This is a genomic window from Pseudomonas sp. D5(2026), assembly GCF_057766845.1.
The window spans coordinates 521,683-540,080 of sequence record NZ_CM173421.1; the positions used below are offsets into that span (position 1 = coordinate 521,683).

At 62.0% G+C, this 18,398-nt stretch carries 20 protein-coding genes and 1 riboswitch; of the genes, 12 read left to right on the forward strand and 8 right to left on the reverse strand.

Features of this window, described 5'->3' with window-relative positions:
* The 11 genes from ribD to AC3B5Q_RS02470 all read left to right on the forward strand — a co-directional run bounded on the left by ribD (position 1) and on the right by AC3B5Q_RS02470 (position 8,287).
* On the forward strand, positions 1–1,131 hold the full coding sequence (gene ribD / locus AC3B5Q_RS02420; RefSeq protein ID WP_103463370.1) for a bifunctional diaminohydroxyphosphoribosylaminopyrimidine deaminase/5-amino-6-(5-phosphoribosylamino)uracil reductase RibD: 1,131 nt from the start codon (positions 1–3) through the stop codon (positions 1,129–1,131).
* A 42-nt stretch (positions 1,132–1,173) separates the two neighbouring features.
* On the forward strand, positions 1,174–1,839 hold the full coding sequence (locus tag AC3B5Q_RS02425; RefSeq protein WP_003255399.1) for a riboflavin synthase: 666 nt from the start codon (positions 1,174–1,176) through the stop codon (positions 1,837–1,839).
* 18 nt (positions 1,840–1,857) lie between these two features.
* Entirely contained in the window at positions 1,858–2,949 is a 1,092-nt protein-coding gene (gene ribBA / locus AC3B5Q_RS02430; protein ID WP_021783930.1) for a bifunctional 3,4-dihydroxy-2-butanone-4-phosphate synthase/GTP cyclohydrolase II, read from the forward strand.
* 91 nt (positions 2,950–3,040) lie between these two features.
* Entirely contained in the window at positions 3,041–3,517 is a 477-nt protein-coding gene (gene ribH / locus AC3B5Q_RS02435) for a 6,7-dimethyl-8-ribityllumazine synthase (RefSeq protein WP_028697794.1), read from the forward strand.
* Positions 3,514–4,014: a transcription antitermination factor NusB gene (gene nusB, locus AC3B5Q_RS02440; protein WP_003255393.1), complete on the forward strand. Its 501-nt coding sequence runs from the start codon at positions 3,514–3,516 to the stop codon at positions 4,012–4,014. Before ribH ends, nusB begins: the two co-directional genes overlap by 4 nt.
* An 18-nt stretch (positions 4,015–4,032) precedes the next feature.
* Positions 4,033–5,001: a thiamine-phosphate kinase gene (thiL, locus tag AC3B5Q_RS02445; RefSeq protein ID WP_028697793.1), complete on the forward strand. Its 969-nt coding sequence runs from the start codon at positions 4,033–4,035 to the stop codon at positions 4,999–5,001.
* Positions 4,998–5,501: a phosphatidylglycerophosphatase A family protein gene (locus AC3B5Q_RS02450; protein WP_028697792.1), complete on the forward strand. Its 504-nt coding sequence runs from the start codon at positions 4,998–5,000 to the stop codon at positions 5,499–5,501. The genes thiL and AC3B5Q_RS02450 overlap by 4 nt, the downstream gene beginning before the upstream one ends.
* Before the next feature lie 16 nt (positions 5,502–5,517).
* A complete protein-coding gene (locus tag AC3B5Q_RS02455) occupies positions 5,518–6,261 on the forward strand; it encodes a substrate-binding periplasmic protein (RefSeq protein WP_028697791.1) in 744 nt (247 codons plus the stop codon).
* A 180-nt stretch (positions 6,262–6,441) separates the two neighbouring features.
* Positions 6,442–7,059, forward strand: coding sequence for a GTP cyclohydrolase II (ribA, locus tag AC3B5Q_RS02460; RefSeq protein WP_003255389.1), 618 nt, complete (start codon positions 6,442–6,444; stop codon positions 7,057–7,059).
* Complete coding sequence (locus AC3B5Q_RS02465) at positions 7,056–7,475, forward strand: hypothetical protein (protein WP_021783934.1); 420 nt, start codon at positions 7,056–7,058, stop codon at positions 7,473–7,475. The genes ribA and AC3B5Q_RS02465 overlap by 4 nt, the downstream gene beginning before the upstream one ends.
* Positions 7,475–8,287 carry a cobalamin-binding protein gene (locus AC3B5Q_RS02470; RefSeq protein ID WP_021783935.1) on the forward strand — a complete coding sequence of 271 codons (813 nt, stop codon included), beginning with the start codon at positions 7,475–7,477 and terminating at the stop codon, positions 8,285–8,287. The genes AC3B5Q_RS02465 and AC3B5Q_RS02470 overlap by 1 nt, the downstream gene beginning before the upstream one ends.
* On the opposite strand, the gene AC3B5Q_RS02475 is transcribed toward AC3B5Q_RS02470, so the two are convergent.
* The 5 genes from AC3B5Q_RS02475 to ribB form a co-directional block, all read right to left on the reverse strand.
* Entirely contained in the window at positions 8,265–10,136 is a 1,872-nt protein-coding gene (locus AC3B5Q_RS02475; protein WP_488392809.1) for a TonB-dependent receptor domain-containing protein, read from the reverse strand. The two genes, AC3B5Q_RS02470 and AC3B5Q_RS02475, sit on opposite strands and share 23 nt — an antisense overlap.
* A gap of 103 nt (positions 10,137–10,239) precedes the next feature.
* Positions 10,240–12,135, reverse strand: a complete 1,896-nt coding sequence (gene dxs, locus AC3B5Q_RS02480; protein ID WP_021783937.1) for a 1-deoxy-D-xylulose-5-phosphate synthase — start codon at positions 12,133–12,135, stop codon at positions 10,240–10,242.
* A gap of 177 nt (positions 12,136–12,312) precedes the next feature.
* On the reverse strand, positions 12,313–13,200 hold the full coding sequence (locus AC3B5Q_RS02485) for a polyprenyl synthetase family protein (protein WP_021783938.1): 888 nt from the start codon (positions 13,198–13,200) through the stop codon (positions 12,313–12,315).
* On the reverse strand, positions 13,197–13,439 hold the full coding sequence (locus AC3B5Q_RS02490; RefSeq protein ID WP_003255380.1) for an exodeoxyribonuclease VII small subunit: 243 nt from the start codon (positions 13,437–13,439) through the stop codon (positions 13,197–13,199). Before AC3B5Q_RS02490 ends, AC3B5Q_RS02485 begins: the two co-directional genes overlap by 4 nt.
* A gap of 245 nt (positions 13,440–13,684) precedes the next feature.
* Positions 13,685–14,335 carry a 3,4-dihydroxy-2-butanone-4-phosphate synthase gene (gene ribB / locus AC3B5Q_RS02495; RefSeq protein WP_103443417.1) on the reverse strand — a complete coding sequence of 217 codons (651 nt, stop codon included), beginning with the start codon at positions 14,333–14,335 and terminating at the stop codon, positions 13,685–13,687.
* Between the two features lie 80 nt (positions 14,336–14,415).
* Positions 14,416–14,557: riboswitch (FMN riboswitch) on the reverse strand.
* Between the two features lie 149 nt (positions 14,558–14,706).
* On the opposite strand from ribB, the gene AC3B5Q_RS02500 reads away from it, so the two are divergent.
* The gene (locus AC3B5Q_RS02500; RefSeq protein WP_274118815.1) at positions 14,707–15,687 is read left to right on the forward strand and encodes a zeta toxin family protein; all 981 of its coding nucleotides are present in this window, start codon (positions 14,707–14,709) and stop codon (positions 15,685–15,687) included.
* A 230-nt stretch (positions 15,688–15,917) separates the two neighbouring features.
* On the opposite strand, the gene AC3B5Q_RS02505 is transcribed toward AC3B5Q_RS02500, so the two are convergent.
* From AC3B5Q_RS02505 to ppa, 3 genes are all read right to left on the reverse strand, one after another.
* Positions 15,918–16,376, reverse strand: a complete 459-nt coding sequence (locus tag AC3B5Q_RS02505; RefSeq protein ID WP_103470208.1) for a hemerythrin domain-containing protein — start codon at positions 16,374–16,376, stop codon at positions 15,918–15,920.
* A gap of 568 nt (positions 16,377–16,944) precedes the next feature.
* Positions 16,945–17,646: an XRE family transcriptional regulator gene (locus tag AC3B5Q_RS02510; RefSeq protein ID WP_488392810.1), complete on the reverse strand. Its 702-nt coding sequence runs from the start codon at positions 17,644–17,646 to the stop codon at positions 16,945–16,947.
* A 186-nt stretch (positions 17,647–17,832) separates the two neighbouring features.
* On the reverse strand, positions 17,833–18,360 hold the full coding sequence (gene ppa, locus AC3B5Q_RS02515) for an inorganic diphosphatase (protein ID WP_021783943.1): 528 nt from the start codon (positions 18,358–18,360) through the stop codon (positions 17,833–17,835).
* Positions 18,361–18,398: the final 38 nt, after the last annotated feature.

Genomic DNA, 18,398 nt, shown 5'->3' on the forward strand with positions numbered 1-18,398 from the left:
ATGCCCAGCCAAGCCGCCATCCTTGACGCCCACTACATGGCCCGCGCGCTGGAGCTGGCGCGCAAAGGCCTGTACACCACCCACCCGAACCCGCGGGTAGGCTGCGTGATCGTACGTGATGGCGAGGTGGTTGGCGAAGGCTGGCACGTACGCGCCGGCGAGCCGCATGCCGAAGTGCATGCCCTGCGTCAGGCCGGTGAGCTTGCCCGCGGGGCTTGTGCCTACGTCACCCTGGAGCCATGCAGCCACCATGGCCGTACGCCGCCGTGTGCCGAAGCGCTGGTCAAGGCCGGTGTGGCGCGTGTAGTAGCCGCCATGCAGGACCCTAATCCGCAAGTGGCGGGACAGGGCCTGCGGCGCCTGGCCGAAGCCGGAATCGAAGTGGCCAGCGGGGTGCTCGAAGCCGAGGCTCGCGCCCTCAACCCAGGCTTCCTCAAGCGCATGGAGCACGGCCTGCCGTTCGTTCGCGCCAAGCTGGCCATGAGCCTGGATGGCCGCACCGCCATGGCCAGTGGTGAAAGCCAGTGGATCACCGGCCCGGCCGCCCGCTCGGCGGTACAGCGCCTGCGCGCCCGTTCCAGCGTGGTGCTGACCAGCGCCGCCAGTGTACTGGCAGACAACGCACGCATGACCGTGCGTGGCGCCGAGCTGGGCCTGGATGCCGAAACCACCGCCCTGGCACTCAGCCGCACACCCTTGCGAGTGTTGATCGATGGCCGCCTGCGCCTGCCACTCGCTGCGCCGTTCTTCCAGGCCGGCTCGGCTCTTGTGGTGACTGCTGTCGCAGATGACCCGCGCTATGCCGCTGCCGGCCACGAATTGCTCAGCTTGCCGGGCGACAATGGCCAGGTCGACCTTGCGGCGCTGATGCAGGCCCTGGCCGCCCGCGGCGTAAACGAAATCCTGCTGGAAGCTGGTGCCGGCCTGGTGGGTGCCTTTGCCCGGCTGGGCCTGGTCGATGAGTTCCAGCTGTTCGTCGCCGGCACTTTCCTCGGCTCCCAGGCCCGCCCATTGCTGGACTGGCCACTGGAAAAGATGAGCGAGGCCCCGCGGCTGAAAATTACCGAAATGCGCGCAGTGGGCGATGACTGGCGGGTCACGGCCATCCCCCTGCCGGCGCCCGGCGTATAATGCCGGGCTTGCCCCGCGCAAACCGTTTTTGAGGAAGACCCCATGTTCACCGGCATCATCGAATCCATCGGCACCATCCGCAGTCTGACCCCCAAGGGTGGTGACGTGCGCGTCTACGTAGAGACCGGCAAGCTCGATCTGGGGGACGTCAAGCTCGGCGACAGCATCGCCGTCAACGGTGTTTGCCTCACGGCCGTAGAGCTGCCGGGCGACGGCTTCTGGGCCGATGTCAGCGTCGAAACCCTCAAGCGTACCGCCTTCATCGACCTCAAGAGCGGCAGCAAGGTCAACCTGGAGAAAGCCCTGACGCCCACCACCCGCCTGGGCGGGCACCTGGTCAGCGGCCACGTCGACGGGGTCGGCGAAATCATTTCGCGCAGCGATAACGCTCGCGCCATCCAGTTCCGTGTGCGTGCACCAAAGGAACTGGCCAAGTACATCGCCCACAAGGGTTCGATCACCGTCGACGGCACCAGCCTGACGGTCAACGAGGTCAATGGCGCCGAGTTCGAGCTGACCATTGTCCCGCACACTCTGTCCGAAACCATCATGGCCGATTACCGTGCAGGGCGTCGGGTAAACCTTGAGGTCGACCTGCTGGCCCGTTACCTGGAGCGCTTGCTACTGGGTGACAAGGCCGCCGAACCGAGCAAGGGCAGTGGCATTACCGAAAGCTTCCTGGCCGCCAATGGCTTCTTGAAATCCTGATTGAGAAGGGGGTGCCGCGTGGCGCTCAACAGCATCGAAGAACTGGTCGAAGACATCCGCCAGGGCAAAATGGTCATCCTGATGGATGACGAAGACCGCGAGAACGAAGGCGACATCATCATGGCAGCCGAATGCTGCCTGCCCGAGCACATCAACTTCATGGCCAAGCACGCCCGTGGCCTGATCTGCATGCCGATGACCCGCGAGCGTTGCGAAACGCTGAAGCTGCCGCTGATGGCACCGCGCAACGGCTCGGGCTTCGGCACCAAGTTCACCGTGTCGATCGAAGCCGCCGAAGGCGTCACCACCGGTATTTCCGCCGCCGACCGCGCACGCACTGTGCAGGCTGCTGCTGCCAAGGACGCCAAGGCCGAAGACATCGTCAGCCCAGGTCACATCTTCCCGCTGATGGCCCAGCCAGGCGGTACGCTGGCGCGTGCCGGCCACACCGAAGCCGCCTGTGACCTGGCGCGCATGGCCGGTTTCGAGCCAAGCGGCGTGATCTGCGAAGTGATGAACGACGACGGCACCATGTCGCGCCGCGCCGAACTGGAAGTGTTCGCCGCCGAGCACGGCCTGAAGATCGGCACCATCGCCGACCTGATCCACTACCGCATGATCCACGAGCGCACCGTGCAGCGTGTCTCCGAGCAATCGGTGGAGAGCGAGCTGGGTGAGTTCAACCTGGTCACCTACCGTGACGCGGTCGAAGGCGACGTGCACATGGCCTTGACCCTGGGCAAGATCTGCGCCGAAGAGCCGACCTTGGTACGGGTACACAATATGGACCCACTGCGTGACCTGCTGCTGGTCAAGCAGCCAGGCCGCTGGAGCCTGCGCGCGGCCATGGCCGCCGTGGCCGAGGCCGGCAGCGGTGTGGTCTTGCTGCTGGGCCATCCGCTGGACGGCGACGTGCTGCTGGCGCACATCCGCGAAAGTGCGGGCGATGCGCCGACCAAGGCACCGACCACCTACAGCACTGTGGGGGCCGGTTCGCAGATCCTGCGCGACCTCGGCGTGCGCAAGATGCGCCTGATGAGTTCGCCTATGAAGTTCAACGCGATATCCGGATTCGATCTGGAAGTTGTAGAATACGTGCCCTCCGAGTGACTTGAGGCGGCATTGACGCCCTCTGCTCGAGTCCAGACCCCTGTCGAGGCCGCTTGTATGCGGCCTCGCTCTTGAAGATGAGAATATCGGAATGACCCTGAAGACCATCGAAGGTACCTTCATCGCCCCCAAAGGTCGCTATGCTTTGGTGGTTGGCCGCTTCAACAGCTTCGTTGTCGAAAGCCTGGTAAGCGGTGCCGTTGACGCCCTGGTACGCCATGGTGTCAACGAAAGCGACATCACCATCATCCGTGCCCCGGGTGCATTCGAGATCCCGCTGGTGGCACAGAAGGTCGCCCAGCAAGGCGCCTACGACGCGATCATCGCCCTGGGCGCCGTGATCCGTGGCGGTACCCCGCATTTCGAATACGTGGCGGGCGAATGCACCAAGGGCCTGGCCCAGGTGTCCATGGAGTTCGGTGTTCCGGTGGCCTTCGGCGTACTGACCGTCGACTCCATCGAGCAAGCCATCGAGCGTTCTGGCACCAAAGCCGGCAACAAAGGTGCTGAAGCTGCCCTGTCCGCACTGGAAATGGTCAGCCTGCTGGCGCAGTTGGAGGCCAAGTGATTAGCGACGAAAGCGATCGTTTCAACCCGCGCGATCCAAAACCTGCGGATGCCGGCAAGCCCTCGAAGAGCGCCAAGCGCCGCGAAGCCCGCAAGCTCGCGACCCAGGCCCTCTACCAGTGGCACATGGCCCAGCATTCGCTGAACGAGATCGAAGCGCAGTTCCGGGTGGATAACGATTTCACCGATGTCGACGGTGCCTATTTCCGCGAGATCCTGCATGGGGTCCCGGCAATCAAGGGCGAAATCGACAAGGCGCTGGTGCCTTGCATGACCATCGCACTGGAAGAGCTCGACCCGGTCGAGCTGGCCGTGCTGCGCCTGTCCACCTGGGAGCTGATCAAGCGCGTCGACGTGCCGTACCGCGTCGTGATCAACGAAGGTGTGGAACTGGCCAAGGTCTTCGGTGCCACTGACGGCCACAAGTTCGTCAACGGCGTACTGGACAAGCTCGCTCCGGCGCTGCGTGAAGCAGAAGTCAAGGCGAACAAGCGCTGATCCTGGCGCTGCCTGGCCATGGGTGAGTTCGAGCTGATCAACCATTACTTCGCCGCTGCGCCTTGTGCGCAGGGCGGCGAGGGCGTGGCGCTGGGTATCGGTGACGACTGCGCCCTGCTGGACCTTCCCCCCGGTGAGCAACTGGCGGTGTCGACCGATACCCTGGTCGCCGGGGTGCACTTTCCTGCTGTTTGCGATCCGTTGCTGCTTGGCCAGCGTTCATTGGCTGTGGCGGCCAGTGACCTGGCAGCCATGGGCGCGACTGCAATCGGCTTCACCCTCGCACTGACCCTGCCTGACGTTGGCCCTGACTGGCTGGCGGCCTATGCCGACGGCCTTGGTCGCATGGCCCACCGTTGCCGCATGAGCCTGATCGGTGGTGACACTACGCGCGGCCCGCTGAGTATCACCGTCACCGTGTTCGGCCGCGTGCCGGCTGGCCAGGCCTTGCGCCGCAGCGGTGCAAGGCCGGGTGACCTGTTGTGTGTCGGTGGTTCGCTGGGCAAGGCCGCCGGTGCATTGCCGCTGGTGCTGGGTGAGCGCGAGGCGCCTGCCGCGCAGGCCGAACCGCTGCTGGCCCATTACTGGTCACCGATGCCGCAGCTCACACTCGGTGCCCTGCTGCGTGGCCGGGCCACGGCGGCGCTGGACATCTCCGACGGGTTGCTCGCCGACTGTGGGCATATTGCCAAGGCATCCGGTGTCGCGTTGGAGGTGAACCTGGCGCAAGTGCCAGTGTCTCCTGCTCTGGAGGCCTTCCTCGGCCGGGAAGCAGCGGTGAAGGCGGCGCTTACCGGTGGCGACGACTACGTACTGGCCTTCACCTTGCCACCAGAGGCGCTGGCGCCCTTGGCAGCCTTCGATTTTATCGAAGTGCATACCGTCGGCCGTGTGCTCGAAGGGCAAGGCGTGACCTTGCGCGACGCGCAGGGCCAGGACATCACTCCCGTTCAGCGGGGCTATCAACACTTCAGGGAGATACCGTGACCGATCACCCCAATCAGGTGCCTGCGGAGTTCGTTCCGCCTTCGGTCTGGCGCAACCCGTGGCACTTCATCGCTTTTGGCTTTGGTTCTGGCACCTTGCCCAAGGCGCCGGGTACCTGGGGCTCGCTGGTGGCCATACCGTTCATCCCGCTGTGGCAGATGCTGCCCGACTGGGGTTACTGGTTGTTGCTCGGCGTGAGCATGCTGTTTGGCTTCTGGTTGTGTGGCAAAGTTGCCAATGACTTGCGCGTACACGACCATGAAGGCATTGTCTGGGACGAGATTGTCGGCATGTGGATCACCCTCTGGCTGGTGCCGGAGGGCTGGCAGTGGCTGTTGGCAGGGTTCCTGCTGTTCCGCTTCTTCGACATCCTAAAGCCGTGGCCGATTCGCTGGATCGACCGCCATGTGCACGGGGGCGTCGGCATCATGCTCGACGATATCCTGGCCGGCGTGTTTGCCTGGCTGGGCATGCAGGTTCTGGTGTGGGCGGTTGCCTGAAACAGGGGGCGCGTGAATGGCCATAAGGACTGTGCTGCTGGCAATGCTGCTGAGTGTTGCCCCGTGGGTAATGGCTGCCGAGGGCGTGCCGAAACAGATCCATCTGGTTAGCGAGGAGTGGCTCGACTACACCAACGCCGACGGTACCGGGGTAGCCTGGGATGTGCTGCGCAAAGTGTTCGAGCCGGCCGGGGTCAAGGTGGTTACCCAGAGCGCGCCCTACAGCCGGGCGGTTGGCCTGGTCAAGCGCGGCGAGGCTGACGCCTGGGTTGGCTCGTACAAGGAAGAGAACGACTACAATCTGTACCCGCGCTGGCACTTCGATATGGACCATATCTATGCCCTGGGGCTGGCCAGCAAACCTGCGCCTACCCTGGAGACCATCGGCAAGTACCGGTTGGCCTGGGTGCGTGGTTACGATTACGGCAGCTACTTGCCCAATGTGCACGAGTTCCGCGAAATCCAGCGTCGCGAGGGCATTTTGCCAATGCTCGACCATGACCGGGTGGACTACTACATCGATGCACTGACCGAGATCGACTACGTGCTCGGGCAAGCCTCCCAGCCCGAGCGCTTCCGCCGTACTCATGTGGCCGAGTTGCCGTTGTACCTGGCCTTCGCCCGTAACGACCAAGCCAAGGCCCTGCGCGACCTGTTCGACAAGCGCATGAAAGAGCTGGTACGTAGCGGCGAGCTGAAGCCGATTTTCGAGCACTGGAAGCAGCCCTATCCATTCAATGCGGATAGTCGCCCGCACTGAGACTGAATACATCAAGGTATAGCGCGGTCCGCTGTGGCAGCGGGCTTTTGATTGAGGGGTGGCTTTTAATAAGTATCGAATTTTTCGATCTTAACCCACTGTATACAGCCAGCCCACATCCCCCAACCTGCTGATACAATCGGCCCACGAGAAATTTCCTACTTATTCCAGGAGCACAACGTGCCCGTCGTCTTTGTTGCCGCCTCTAAACTCCCGACGCCCTTCGCGACCTTCACCATGCATGGTTTCCTAGACGAAGCCACAGGCCGTGAGCATGTGGTGCTCAGCCTGGGTGATATCGCGGACGGCCAGCCGGTATTGGGGCGCCTGCATTCCGAGTGCCTGACCGGCGATGCACTGTTCAGCCAGCGCTGCGACTGCGGCTCGCAGCTGGAAGCCGCGCTGCAGGCCATCGCCCGCGAAGGCCGTGGGGTGCTGTTGTACCTGCGTCAGGAAGGCCGTGGCATTGGCTTGCTGAACAAGATTCGCGCCTACGAACTGCAGGATGGCGGCGCCGACACCGTAGAGGCCAACGAACGCCTGGGCTTTGCTGCCGACCAGCGTGACTACGCCATATGCCTGCCGATGCTCGAGCACCTGGGCGTGAAGTCGCTGCGCCTGATGACCAACAATCCGCGCAAGGTCAAAGCCCTGACCGACATGAACATCGTGGTTGCCGAGCGTGTGCCGCTGCACACCGGGCATAACCCGCACAACCGCTACTACCTGGCGACCAAGGCCGGCAAGTTGGGCCACATGCTGGGCAATGAACACCAGGGCGAGGTGCCCCAGGCGTGACCCGCGCCGAGGTCAAGCGGCGGCTGGCCCTGGCTTGGTGGCAGTACCTGGCGGTGGGCCTGGTGCCGCTGCCTGTCATGGCTTGGGCCTTTGGGGGAGGCGATGCGTTGATCCCGGTGCTGGCCATGCCACTGTTCATCGCCGGTGCGGCTACCATGTTTCTCAGCCTGCCGCGCTTCGGCGCCTACAAGCGCGCACTTATTGCCACCTCCAAGGTGCTTGGCACGGGCGAAGAACCCACTGCCTGGATCGAACTGGCGCGGGTACGGCGCATGGCCATGCTGTATGCCTGCTTTCCGGCTTGGGTCGCCGCACTGTCGGTGCTGGTCGGCCTGGAGGCTGTGCCGCAGATTCTGCTCGCACTGTCGACGGTTGTAGTGCTGTACCTCTATCGTATTCCGCGCCAGTTAGGCTGATGCGACTGCTACCTGGCCTGCTGGCGTTGTTCGCCTGTACCGTGCTGGCTGCAGAACCGCTGCGTGTTGTCAGTCTGGCCCCTTCTATGAGCGAGATCATGCTTGAGCTGCAGGCCGACGACCTGCTGGTGGGCGTGCTCGATGGCGGCGAACGGCCGGCTGCGCTGCGCCACTTGCCTTCGGTCGGGCGCCAGGGGCAACTGAACATGGAGCGCCTGCTCAGCCTGCGCCCCGACCTGTTGCTGCTGTGGCCAGGCAGTGTGCCACCGGCCCAGCGCGACCAGCTCAAGCGCCTGGGTATCGCCACCTTCAGCGCCGAACCCCACGACATCAGCCAGCTGATCGAGCAGATCGAGGCCATTGCCGGGCGTATCGGGCGTGCCGAGCAAGGTCATTCGTACGCGCGAGCCCTCCGTGAGCGGCTGCAGCAGCTGCGCCAGCAGTATCGGCGTGATGAACCCTTGCAGGTGTTCTATCAAGTCTGGGATCGACCGTTGTACACGCTCGGTGGCCGCCAGGTGGTGACCGACGCCCTGGCCGTGTGCGGGGCGCGCAATGTGTTCGCCGACCTTGGCCAGCCGGCGCCACAGGTGAATGTGGAGTCCGTGCTGCTGCGTAATCCGCAGGTCATCCTGGCAGCCGATGAGGCGCAATTGGCCAGCTGGAAAGCCTGGCCGCAGATTCGAGCGGTTGCTGATGGTCGCCTGCTGGTGGTGCCGGACAAAGGGCTGGAGCGCCCCAGCGGGCAGATGATCGAAGCCACCGCCCGCTTGTGTGCGTTGCTGGACGCTAAAGCGCCGGGGTCCAGGTGATGCTCAAGAGTACAGTGCGGCCCTCTTCGCGGTAAGGGTGATACGCACCCTCGTAGCTGTAAAGGGCGCGGCTGTAGCTGCGGTCCAGCAGGTTATCCAGTTTGGCTTCGAGTTTCAGGTCGTCGCTAGCCGCCCAACTGCCGCGCAATCCCAGCAGACCATAGCCACCGATGCGGTTGCGGTTGGCCTCATCGTCATAACTGCTGCTGACCGCCTGCCAGCTGGCGCCCACGCTGAAGCGCCCGAACTCACGGTCCAGGTCCAGGCTCATGGTGCGGCGGGCGCGGCGTGCGAGGGTGTGGCCAGTGTCGCGGTCGCGTGGGTCGACCAGCGCCAGGCCAAGCTGGCTGTGCCAGGCGCCCCATTGCTGCGCCAGCGCCATTTCCACGCCATTGATTCGTGCCGAGGCGACGTTTCGGGGTATCGAGTCCTGGCCAAAGATGATCGCGTCGCGCAGGTCGGTGCGGTACAGCGAAGTCTCCAGCCGGCTCTCTGCAGTCAGCTGGCTGCGCCATTGCAGCTCGTAGCTTCTGGAGTGCTCTGGGTCCAGGTTCGGGTTGCTGAACTGTGGGTAATACAGGTCGTTGAATGTTGGCGCACGGAAGCCTTCACTGTAGGAAAGCAGCACATCGTTGTGCGCGTTCAGCGGTACGGTCAGGCTGCCGCTCCAGGTGGTCTGGCCACCAAACTGCTGGTTGCGGTCATGGCGCACGCCCAGCTCAGTGGAGAACTGCTCGCCCTGATAGCGGTGCTGGGCGAACACGGCACGGTTCCAGCGGCTGTCCTCAGTGAAATCGGTACTGCCGTGTACGCGGTCTTCGTACCAGTCGCCACCGATCAGTACTGTGTTCTGCTCGCCAAAGGCCAAGTCGTTCTGCCAGGTAGCCTGATCGCGGTAGGTGTTGAACACGAAGCGCTCAGCGCTGAGTTTGTCGCGTTTGTCGTCACGGTTCTCGCTATGTGCCAGTTCTAGGCGTGAATGCCAGGCTTCGGTGAACTGAACGTCAACGTAACTGCCCAGGCTGCTGACGCTGAAGTCGGTGTAGGGTTGTTGACCGAAGCTCTCGAAGGTCACGGGGTCGAAGCCGCCGAACGGGTTGTCGTACTCGCTGCGACCACGGCTATCGAGCAGGTTCAGGCCGGCTTCGAAGCGCTCACCGAAGGTATGGCTCAGGCTAAGGTTCAACGCCTTGTTGCGGTAGGCGTCGTGGTCACCATCGCTGGCGAAGGATGGCCCGGTCGAGTCAATGCCGGCTGTTTCATCCAGGCTGGCGCCAAGGTTGAAGCGAGTCGTGTCGTTGCCGCCAGAAAGCCCCAGGCTGCGTTGGAATGTCTGGTTGCTGCCGGCGGCCATGCGCAGGCGTGGCTGCAGGCCGGGGCCACTACTACGTCGGGTGAAGATCTGGATCACCCCACCAATGGCATCGCTACCGTACATTGCCGAGCGCGAGCCACGCAGCACTTCAACCCGCTCGATCTGGTCGACGTCCAGAAACTGCAGGCCGCTGTCGCCCGAAGTGGCATTGGCGATGCGTACGCCATCGACCAGCACCAGGCTTTGCGCCGCCTTGGTGCCACGGATAAAGATGCCAGGCAGGCTGCCACGGCCACCGGTGGGGGCCACTTGCACGCCCGGTACGCGGGAGAGCAGGTCGGTGACACTGGTGGGTTGCAGGCGGTCGATGTCGGAGCGGGTGAAAACCGTGTTTGCAGCACTGGTGGCGGTACGCGACTCGACCTGGCGGCTGGCGCTGATCAGCACGTCGGGGAGCTTGAGGGCGTCGTCGCGTTCAGCGGCCAGAAGGAATGTTGGAGCGCAGAGAATTGCGGCGCAGGCAGACTTCTTCATGGGCAGTTCCAAAGCATTCGAGGGTCAACCCGCTCCCAAAGGACTTCCACAGATCTTGAGCACTGTGCAGTCCCTGTAGGAGCGGGGCACCCGCGAAAGAGCCCTAGAGGCCGAGCCTGGCCATGCGGGCCTTCACCGAGGCCTCGATCCCGGCCGCATCCAGCCCGCACTCAGCCAGCATTTGCGCAGGCTTGGCATGCTCGACATAGATATCCGGCAGCCCCAGGTGCAGAAGCGGCTTGAGCACTGCCTGGCTGGCAAGGAACTCACCCACAGCAGCGCCCGCGCCACCCATGATGGCGTTTTCTTCGATGGTTACCAGCAGCTCATGGCTGCCTGCCAGCTCCAGCACCAGTGCCTCGTCCAGCGGCTTGACGAAGCGCATGTCGACCACTGTCGCGTTGATCTGTTCGGCCACTTGCATGGCCTCGGCCAGTTGTACACCGAACACCAGCAGGGCCACTTTCTCGCCCTGGCGGCGGACCACACCCTTGCCGATCTCCAGTGGTTGCAGGTCACCGCTGATCGGCGTATTCGGGCCGGTACCACGCGGGTACCGTACAGCTGCCGGGCCGTTGTACAGGTGGCCGGTGCTGAGCATCTTGCGCAGCTCGTTCTCGTCGCTGGGGGTCATCACCAGCATGCCCGGGATACAGCGCAGGTACGACAGATCGTAACTGCCGGCGTGGGTCGGGCCATCCTCGCCGACCAGGCCGGCACGGTCGATGGCGAACAGCACATCGAGGTTCTGCACCGCCACGTCGTGGATCAGCTGGTCGTAGGCACGCTGCAGGAAGGTGGAGTAAATCGCCACCACCGGCTTGCTGCCCTCGCAGGCCATGCCGGCCGCCAGGGTCACGGCATGCTGCTCTGCGATCGCAACGTCGAAGTAGCGCTCAGGGTAGCGCTCGCTGAAGTCGACCAGGTCCGAGCCTTCCTTCATCGCCGGGGTAATGCCCACCAGGCGGTTGTCGGCGGCGGCCATGTCGCACAGCCACTGGCCGAACACCGCGGAATATTTCGGGCCGCTGGCTTTCTTCGGCGCGGCGGGCTTGTTGGCCGGCTCCAGCTTGGTGATGGCGTGGTAGCCGATCGGGTCGATCTCGGCAGGGGCGAAGCCTTTGCCCTTCTTGGTGACCACATGCAGGAACTGCGGGCCCTTCAGATCACGCATGTTGCGCAGGGTGGCAATCATGGTGGGCAGGTCGTGGCCGTCGATCGGGCCGATGTAGTTCCAGCCCAGCTCTTCGAACAGCGTGCCTGGCACCAGCATGCCCTTGGCGTACTCCTCGGTGCGACGGGCGATTTCCCAGGCACCTGGCAGTCGCGACAGCACTTTCTTGCTGCCTTCGCGCATGCTCGCATAGGTGCGGCTGGAGAGGATCTTGGCCAGGTAGTTGGACAGGCCGCCGACGTTGCGCGAAATCGACATGTCATTGTCGTTGAGGATCACCAGCATGTCGGCATTGACTTCCTGGGCGTGGTTCAACGCCTCGAATGCCATGCCGGCGGTCAGCGCGCCATCACCGATCACCGCGATTGACTTGCGCGCGCTGTTCTGCAGGCGGGCAGCAATGGCCATGCCCAGCGCGGCGCTGATCGAGGTGCTGGAGTGGCCAACGCCAAAGGTGTCGTACTCGCTTTCGCTGCGGCGCGGGAAGGCCGCGATGCCGTCCTTCTGGCGCAGGCTGAGCATGCGGTTACGGCGCCCGGTGAGGATCTTGTGCGGGTAGGCCTGGTGCCCCACGTCCCACACCAGCCGGTCGTCCGGGGTGTCGAACACGTAGTGCAGGGCGATGGTCAGCTCGATCACGCCCAGGCCGGCACCAAAGTGCCCACCGGTCTGCCCGACGGTGTAGAGCAGTTCCTGGCGCAGTTCGTCGGCCAGCGTCTCCAGGTCGGCTTCGGCCAGCCGGCGCAGGCCGGCAGGCGTGTCAGCGCGGTCGAGCAACGGCGTGACCGGGCGTTCGCGGGGGATCTCTTGAAACGTCGTGGGCATCAGGCGAGTCGTTATAGGTGTGTGAAGACGCGGCAGTTTACCCCATTGTGGGAAAAGTGCCCATTCGACCACAGGTTACGCGGCCCCCTGTAGGAGCGGGTTTACCCGCGAATGCGTTGGCAAATTCAAGATCGCATTCGCGGGTAAACCCGATCCTACGGGGATAGGTGAAGCTGTTTAGTTACGGCGTTCGACGATGTAACGCGCCAAAGCCCGCAGCGGTTCGGCCGTTTCGCCGAACCCTTGCAGTGCGGCCAGCGCCTGGTCGCGCAGTTCGATTGCATAGGCTTTGGCGGCTTCCAGGCCCAGCAGGGCCGGGTAGGTCGGTTTGTCACGCGCTATGTCTGCACCTTGGCGTTTGCCCAGGGTGGCGGTGTCGCTTTCCACGTCGAGGATGTCGTCCTGCACCTGGAATGCCAGGCCAATGGCCTGTGCATATGTCTGCAGGGCATCCAGCCGTGCCGGTTCGGCGCGGGCGCTGGCCAGGGCGCCGAGGCGTACGCTGGCTTCGATCAGCGCGCCGGTCTTGTGCCGGTGCATGAACGCCAATGCCTGCTGGTCCAGCTTCTGGCCCACCGATCCGAGATCGATGGCCTGGCCGCCGACCATGCCGGCCGGGCCGGCAGCTTTGGACAGTACCTGAACCATGGCCAGGCGAATGCTGTCGATCTGCGGGCTCAGGCATGGGTCGAGCAGGGCACTGAAAGCCAGGCTCTGCAAACCGTCGCCAGCAAGGATGGCGCACGCTTCGTCAAAAGCCTTGTGGGTGGTTGGCTGGCCGCGACGCAAATCGTCGTCGTCCATGGCCGGGAGGTCGTCATGTACCAGCGAGTAAGCATGGATCAGCTCGACCGCGCAGGCTGCACCGTTGGCCTGCTCGGCCGGGGCGCCCAAGGCTTCGCAGGCCGCGTAGGCCAGCAACGGGCGCACGCGTTTGCCGCCGTTCATCACGCTGTAGCGCATGGCGGCGTAAAGGCGTTCCAGCTCTTTGGTCGGGGCGATGAACAGCGGTTCGAGGGCTGCGTCGACGCGCGCCTGGCAACTGGCCTGGTAGGTGCCAATCATGCTTCGGGCTCCGCGTCGAAGGGCTGGGCAGCCAGTTCGCCGTCGCGCTCCAGCAGAATTTGCACCTTCTGTTCGGCCTGGGCCAGGGCGCCCTGGCAATCACGGGTCAGGGCGATGCCTTGTTCGAAGGCGGCCAGCGACTCTTCCAGCGACAACTCGCCGTTCTCCAGGCGCTCGACCAGTGCTTGCAGGTCTGCGAGGGATTGCTCGAAATCGAGGGAGGCTTTTTTGCGGGCCATGGCGACTGTCTCGGTGGCATTCAGAACGGCGCGACACTAGCAGAGCGGGGCGGGGGGAGCAAACTTGTGTGGAGCAGGCTTCTGGGGCGAACCTCGATACTGTATGAAACAAACAAGGCGATCACGCGCAGCACAGATGTTTCTGGCCCGAAAAAATGTAGGAGCGAGCTTTGCTCGCGATGCGCCGCGCAGGCGGCGCTCGATTTCAGCGCCGCCATCTACCTCAAGTCAGGCGCAGAAAACCATCAAGCCGTAGCAGCTTCCCGTTCCACCATCGCTTCACGGTACCGCGCCAGTTCCTCGATGGTCAGCACCGGCAAATTGTACTGCCGTGCATATACCGCCACCTGCTCACCACGGGCCATAGTGCCATCGGGGTTCATCAGTTCGCACAAGACCGCTGCCGGGCGCAGGCCGGCCAGGCGCGCCAGGTCTACCGAGCCTTCGGTGTGCCCACGGCGGGTCAGCACCCCGCCATTGCGGGCGCGCAGCGGAAAAACATGCCCCGGGCTGACGATATGGCGCTGTTCGGCGCTGGAGCGCAGTGCTGCGCCAATGGTGGTGATGCGGTCCTGGGCACTAACCCCTGTGGTGATACCTTCGGCCGCTTCGATGGTAACGGTGAAACCGGTGCCGTGCCTGGCCTGATTATTCTGCACCATGGGCGCCAGCTGCAGTTCGTCGACGGTGGCTTCGTCCAGGCACAGGCAGACGATGCCGCTGCAATCGCGAATCATCATGGCCATGGTCTGCAGCGAAATGTTCTCGGCGGCGGCAATGATGTCCGCTTCGTCCTCGCGGTCGTCATCGTCGAGCAACAGTACAGGGCGCCCGGCCTGGAAGGCGGCGATGGCGGCGGAAACATTGGGGAATTGCGCGGGGTGCTGGGTGAACATGAAACGCTCCTCGTGAATGATCGATGAACGTCTCGGGGCGAACAAAATGCGCGCGCAAGGGCGCCCGGATGGCCCCTGCATAACGCCTTCTTTCATCCGGACTATGACCGTCGGCTCTGGAGTTGCACCAGATCTGCTGACCCCCGACATGGTCGGGGCGCTCGCGGGCTCATCTTTCGATTTACCGCCGGTGGGGACTTTCACCCCGCCCTGAAGACCGCCCAAGCATACAGCACAGTGCCGCCTCACTGGCAACCCGCTGTTCTACTACCTTCGATGAGACTTGCAGCAGTAACCATCTACCCCTTTTCACCTGCCGCAGCGCCTACCTTCGTGACGGTCACATTGGCAAACCCAGGAAACGAACCGTCATGTCCTCTCTCTATCCTTTTACCGATACCGATCTCCATCTCGCATTCAGGAAAGTCGTCGACACATTGTTCGACAAGAAGCGCGACTACGTCGACGGCGTGCTCAAGCCCAAAATGCTCATCATTGCCGGTGCACAGGGCTCGGGTAAGACGTACTTGCTGGAAAACACGCTGCTGAAGAGCGGGCGGTACGACAATTATGTTCGCCTTTACGAAACCCATTTTCGTGAACTGCACCCTCATTATCGGGCGATGGAAGACAAAGGCGTGCTGCATGTCTATGAGCATACCGAGTCGTTCATCTGGCGCCTGGGGGCAATGATTTGCACGTATGCGATGGAAAACAAATACAACATCATCATGGAGACCGCACTCGACAGCCCTCACTTCGCTGATTTTCCACCTAAAGCCGCCGGGCAGGGCTATCAGAGCGAGGTCCATCTGATAGCGTGCCAGAAAGAGTTCAGCCACTGGTCGACCCTGGACCGTGTGGTCAACAGCGTTGGCAATCATGAAATCGAGCGTGTGGTCAGCCTGACGCAGATCGAAGAGGCGCAAATCAATGGCAGGTCCATCATCGATGCTTTCGAAAACGCCTGTATCGAGGTACCGGGTTCCGAAATCGTGATCTATCGACGTGGCCTGGAGACGGACAGGAATAGCCTGCCGGTCTGTCACAGCACCTGTCCTGAAAAAGGGCTCCTCGTGCCCCAGCAGACCTACCAGGGCAGGGCATTCTTCCGCGGGGCGGACCTGAAGATCAACTTCAAGGTCCAGCGCAGTCCCCAGGCCGATTTCCCCTGTTCCTATATTCAGTATGCGCAGGTGGTGCATGCCGGCCTGCTGGGTTCAGAACACCGTCGGACGATGGCCGAACTCAATTGCAAAACCCTCGGTCAGGCTCAGAAGCTGATGTCGCAGTTGCCTGTCGATGTCTATCGCGAGCTGTGCCTGTACGTGCTCAAGTACGCGCAACCTTGATTTGACCAAGGCAGGGCAGTCGCTGGCCAAGTACGCCTTCGATTGCCCTGCGCAGGGAAGTGGCCAGTATGGGGCCGTGCCCCAGGCCATTGAAAGTTATAATGCTCACAAATCACCCCGTGTGTAACTATATATAAGTAATCCTACAGGGTGTATGCATTGTCAGTGACGGTAAAGTCACGGCGTTAAACAGTGATCTGGTTTTAATGCAATATACTTAAAGCATTCGATCAATGCCACTGGCGCTTTATGTCCCGCCATTGAATTTCTGATACCCACTTGTCTGCCACCGGAAAGAAAATATTCTCCTCGGCATCCATATGATCATAGTACTTCTTGATGAAGTCTTCGATCGTGTCGGCGATTACTCTCGCTTCCTGCGTTGACTGCTCCAACATCTTGAGTTGTCCAGCAATTCGCTTGAAGGCTTGATGATCTTGCTCGATAGCCATGACCCGTTGGTGGATCGGGGCCTCGGTCGTCAGCAAGGCCAGCCGAATAAGCTCTTCATTTTCATGGTGGTGCCGCTCTGCATCGCCATGCAAGGCTTCCAGTTGCTTAAACAACAGCTTGCGGTCATCGGCACCCGCAGATCCGTGCCTAATCCTCTCCAGTAACTCTTTGATCTGAGTAATTTTGGTAGCCACCTCATGATGATAGGCGTGCAGCTCTTTCAATAAGGCGTTCATGCTAAGTCCTCATCAATACACCAAGCCGTTACAGATTAAATATTATTATTAAGCAATCTCTAATGATAGCTGCACGTGTGGCATACATCTAATCGTTTAATTATAGTCAAGAGCGAAACACCCACCTTCGAAAAAACCGCCCCATTGGAAGATTTCGAAATATCAATTTGATGTTTATATGCGTTACAAGAAGAAACAGACACACCAGGATCGGTTGCGGGCTGCCCTTCAACAGCGGGGGCTGAGCAGAGCGGGAGGCGCAAAGGGCTGCGTTCTATGCACGGAGGTAGGGGTTGGAAACCCGCGGGTTGTGAATGCTGTTTTTGAAGGTTTGTTAAATTAAAAAGCCGGCTTGTGGCCGGCTTCTCGGGGACGCTTCCGACTAATTTATGGTAAGCCGCAATCGCCTTAACTGTGTGGCCATCAAGGGCCTGAAAGAGATGGCAGATGCCCGTGTGGGATATCGCCGAGCCCTCTGGACCGCGGCTTGCGCCGGTCGGGGCTTAATGTGCGGCGTAGCATACAAGGGCGGGCGCAGGATGCCCAGCAAAAAATTGCGCAGGGTGCTTCAACTGGGCCGCTGCTGGCGCAAATGTGACCAATGGAACACCCAGCCAAGAATTTCCAGGCCCTGCGCCTGGCGCTGAGCAGGGGTGTAGCGTTCGACCGCGTAGTTGCGCCGGTCATGGCTGTGCAGGTAAAGGGTTTCGTGCGGGCCAAGACTGAGGTTGTTCACCCTGAGCATGCCGTTTTGCAGTAGGGCATAGGTTTCGCCCTCGACCACCTTGGTCATGCCCAGGTCGATGGCCAGGGTAGCTTCCAGCGGAATCAGCGGGAGCATGTTGCTGGCCGGCATTGCCACGCAGATTGCGTTGCCGGCTTGCACACCCAAGCCCTTCAGGGTGTTTGCCGGCAAGCACAGGTGCTTGCTGCCCACCGGCGACAGCAAGCCGTTTTGCACTTCGTAGTAGGGCACTTTCAGTACCCGGCTACGATGTTCCGAGAGCGGGGTAAGCGGGTTGGCGGGCACTGGCCGTGGACAGCCGTTACGCAGGAGCGGGTGGGGGTGTTTGGGACCTTCACCGGTGCGTAGCCAACGGCGGTGTACACAGAACAAATCGGCCAGTTCGTCCAGCCGGGCCAAAGGCACACCGCGCTTGAACCAGTTGTTGACGTGCTGTGCTGTGACGCTGCGCTGAGCGGCGAAATCGGAAGGGGTCAGGCCACATTCATGGAGCAGGGCTCTGAGTCGGTCGCCGGAAGTGTTCATGGCAGCGAGTGTAGCGGCGAGTTGTCAGCAAGGATATGAACCGGATGTTGATTGAACTTGTAAGAAAATAGGCTGCTTGTAGGATGCTAGCGTAGGACTGTGTAGGATTTATTCTCGGTAATGCGCGCGTTGCCCATTCAGGCATAAAAAAACCCCGCCAAAGCGGGGTTTTTTCTGCAGTCGGAATCAGCCCTTGTAGGCAGCGACCGATTTGGTGATCGCGGCACGGGCGGCGTCGGCGCCTTCCCAGCCTTCGATCTTGACCCACTTGCCCTTCTCGAGATCTTTGTAGTTGGCAAAGAAGTGCTCGATCTGCTGGATCAGCAGGGCTGGCAGGTCGGTGTATTCCTTGACGTCGACGTACAGCTGCGACAGCTTGTCGTGAGGAACAGCGACGACCTTGGCGTCGCCGCCACCGTCGTCGGTCATGTTCAGCACACCGACCGGACGGGCGCGGATAACCGAGCCTGGGGCCACCGGGTAAGGGGTAACCACCAGCACGTCCAGCGGATCACCGTCGTCAGCCAGGGTGTTCGGGATGAAGCCATAGTTGGCTGGGTAGAACATTGGGGTAGCCATGAAACGGTCGACGAACAGTGTGTCGCTGTCCTTGTCGATTTCGTATTTGATCGGCGCGTGGTTGGCCGGGATCTCGATGGCGACGTAGATGTCGTTCGGCAGGTCTTTGCCCGCCGGAATCTTGCTGTAGCTCATTGGGCAGTGCCCCCGTGTTTGACCAAAAAGTGGCGGCG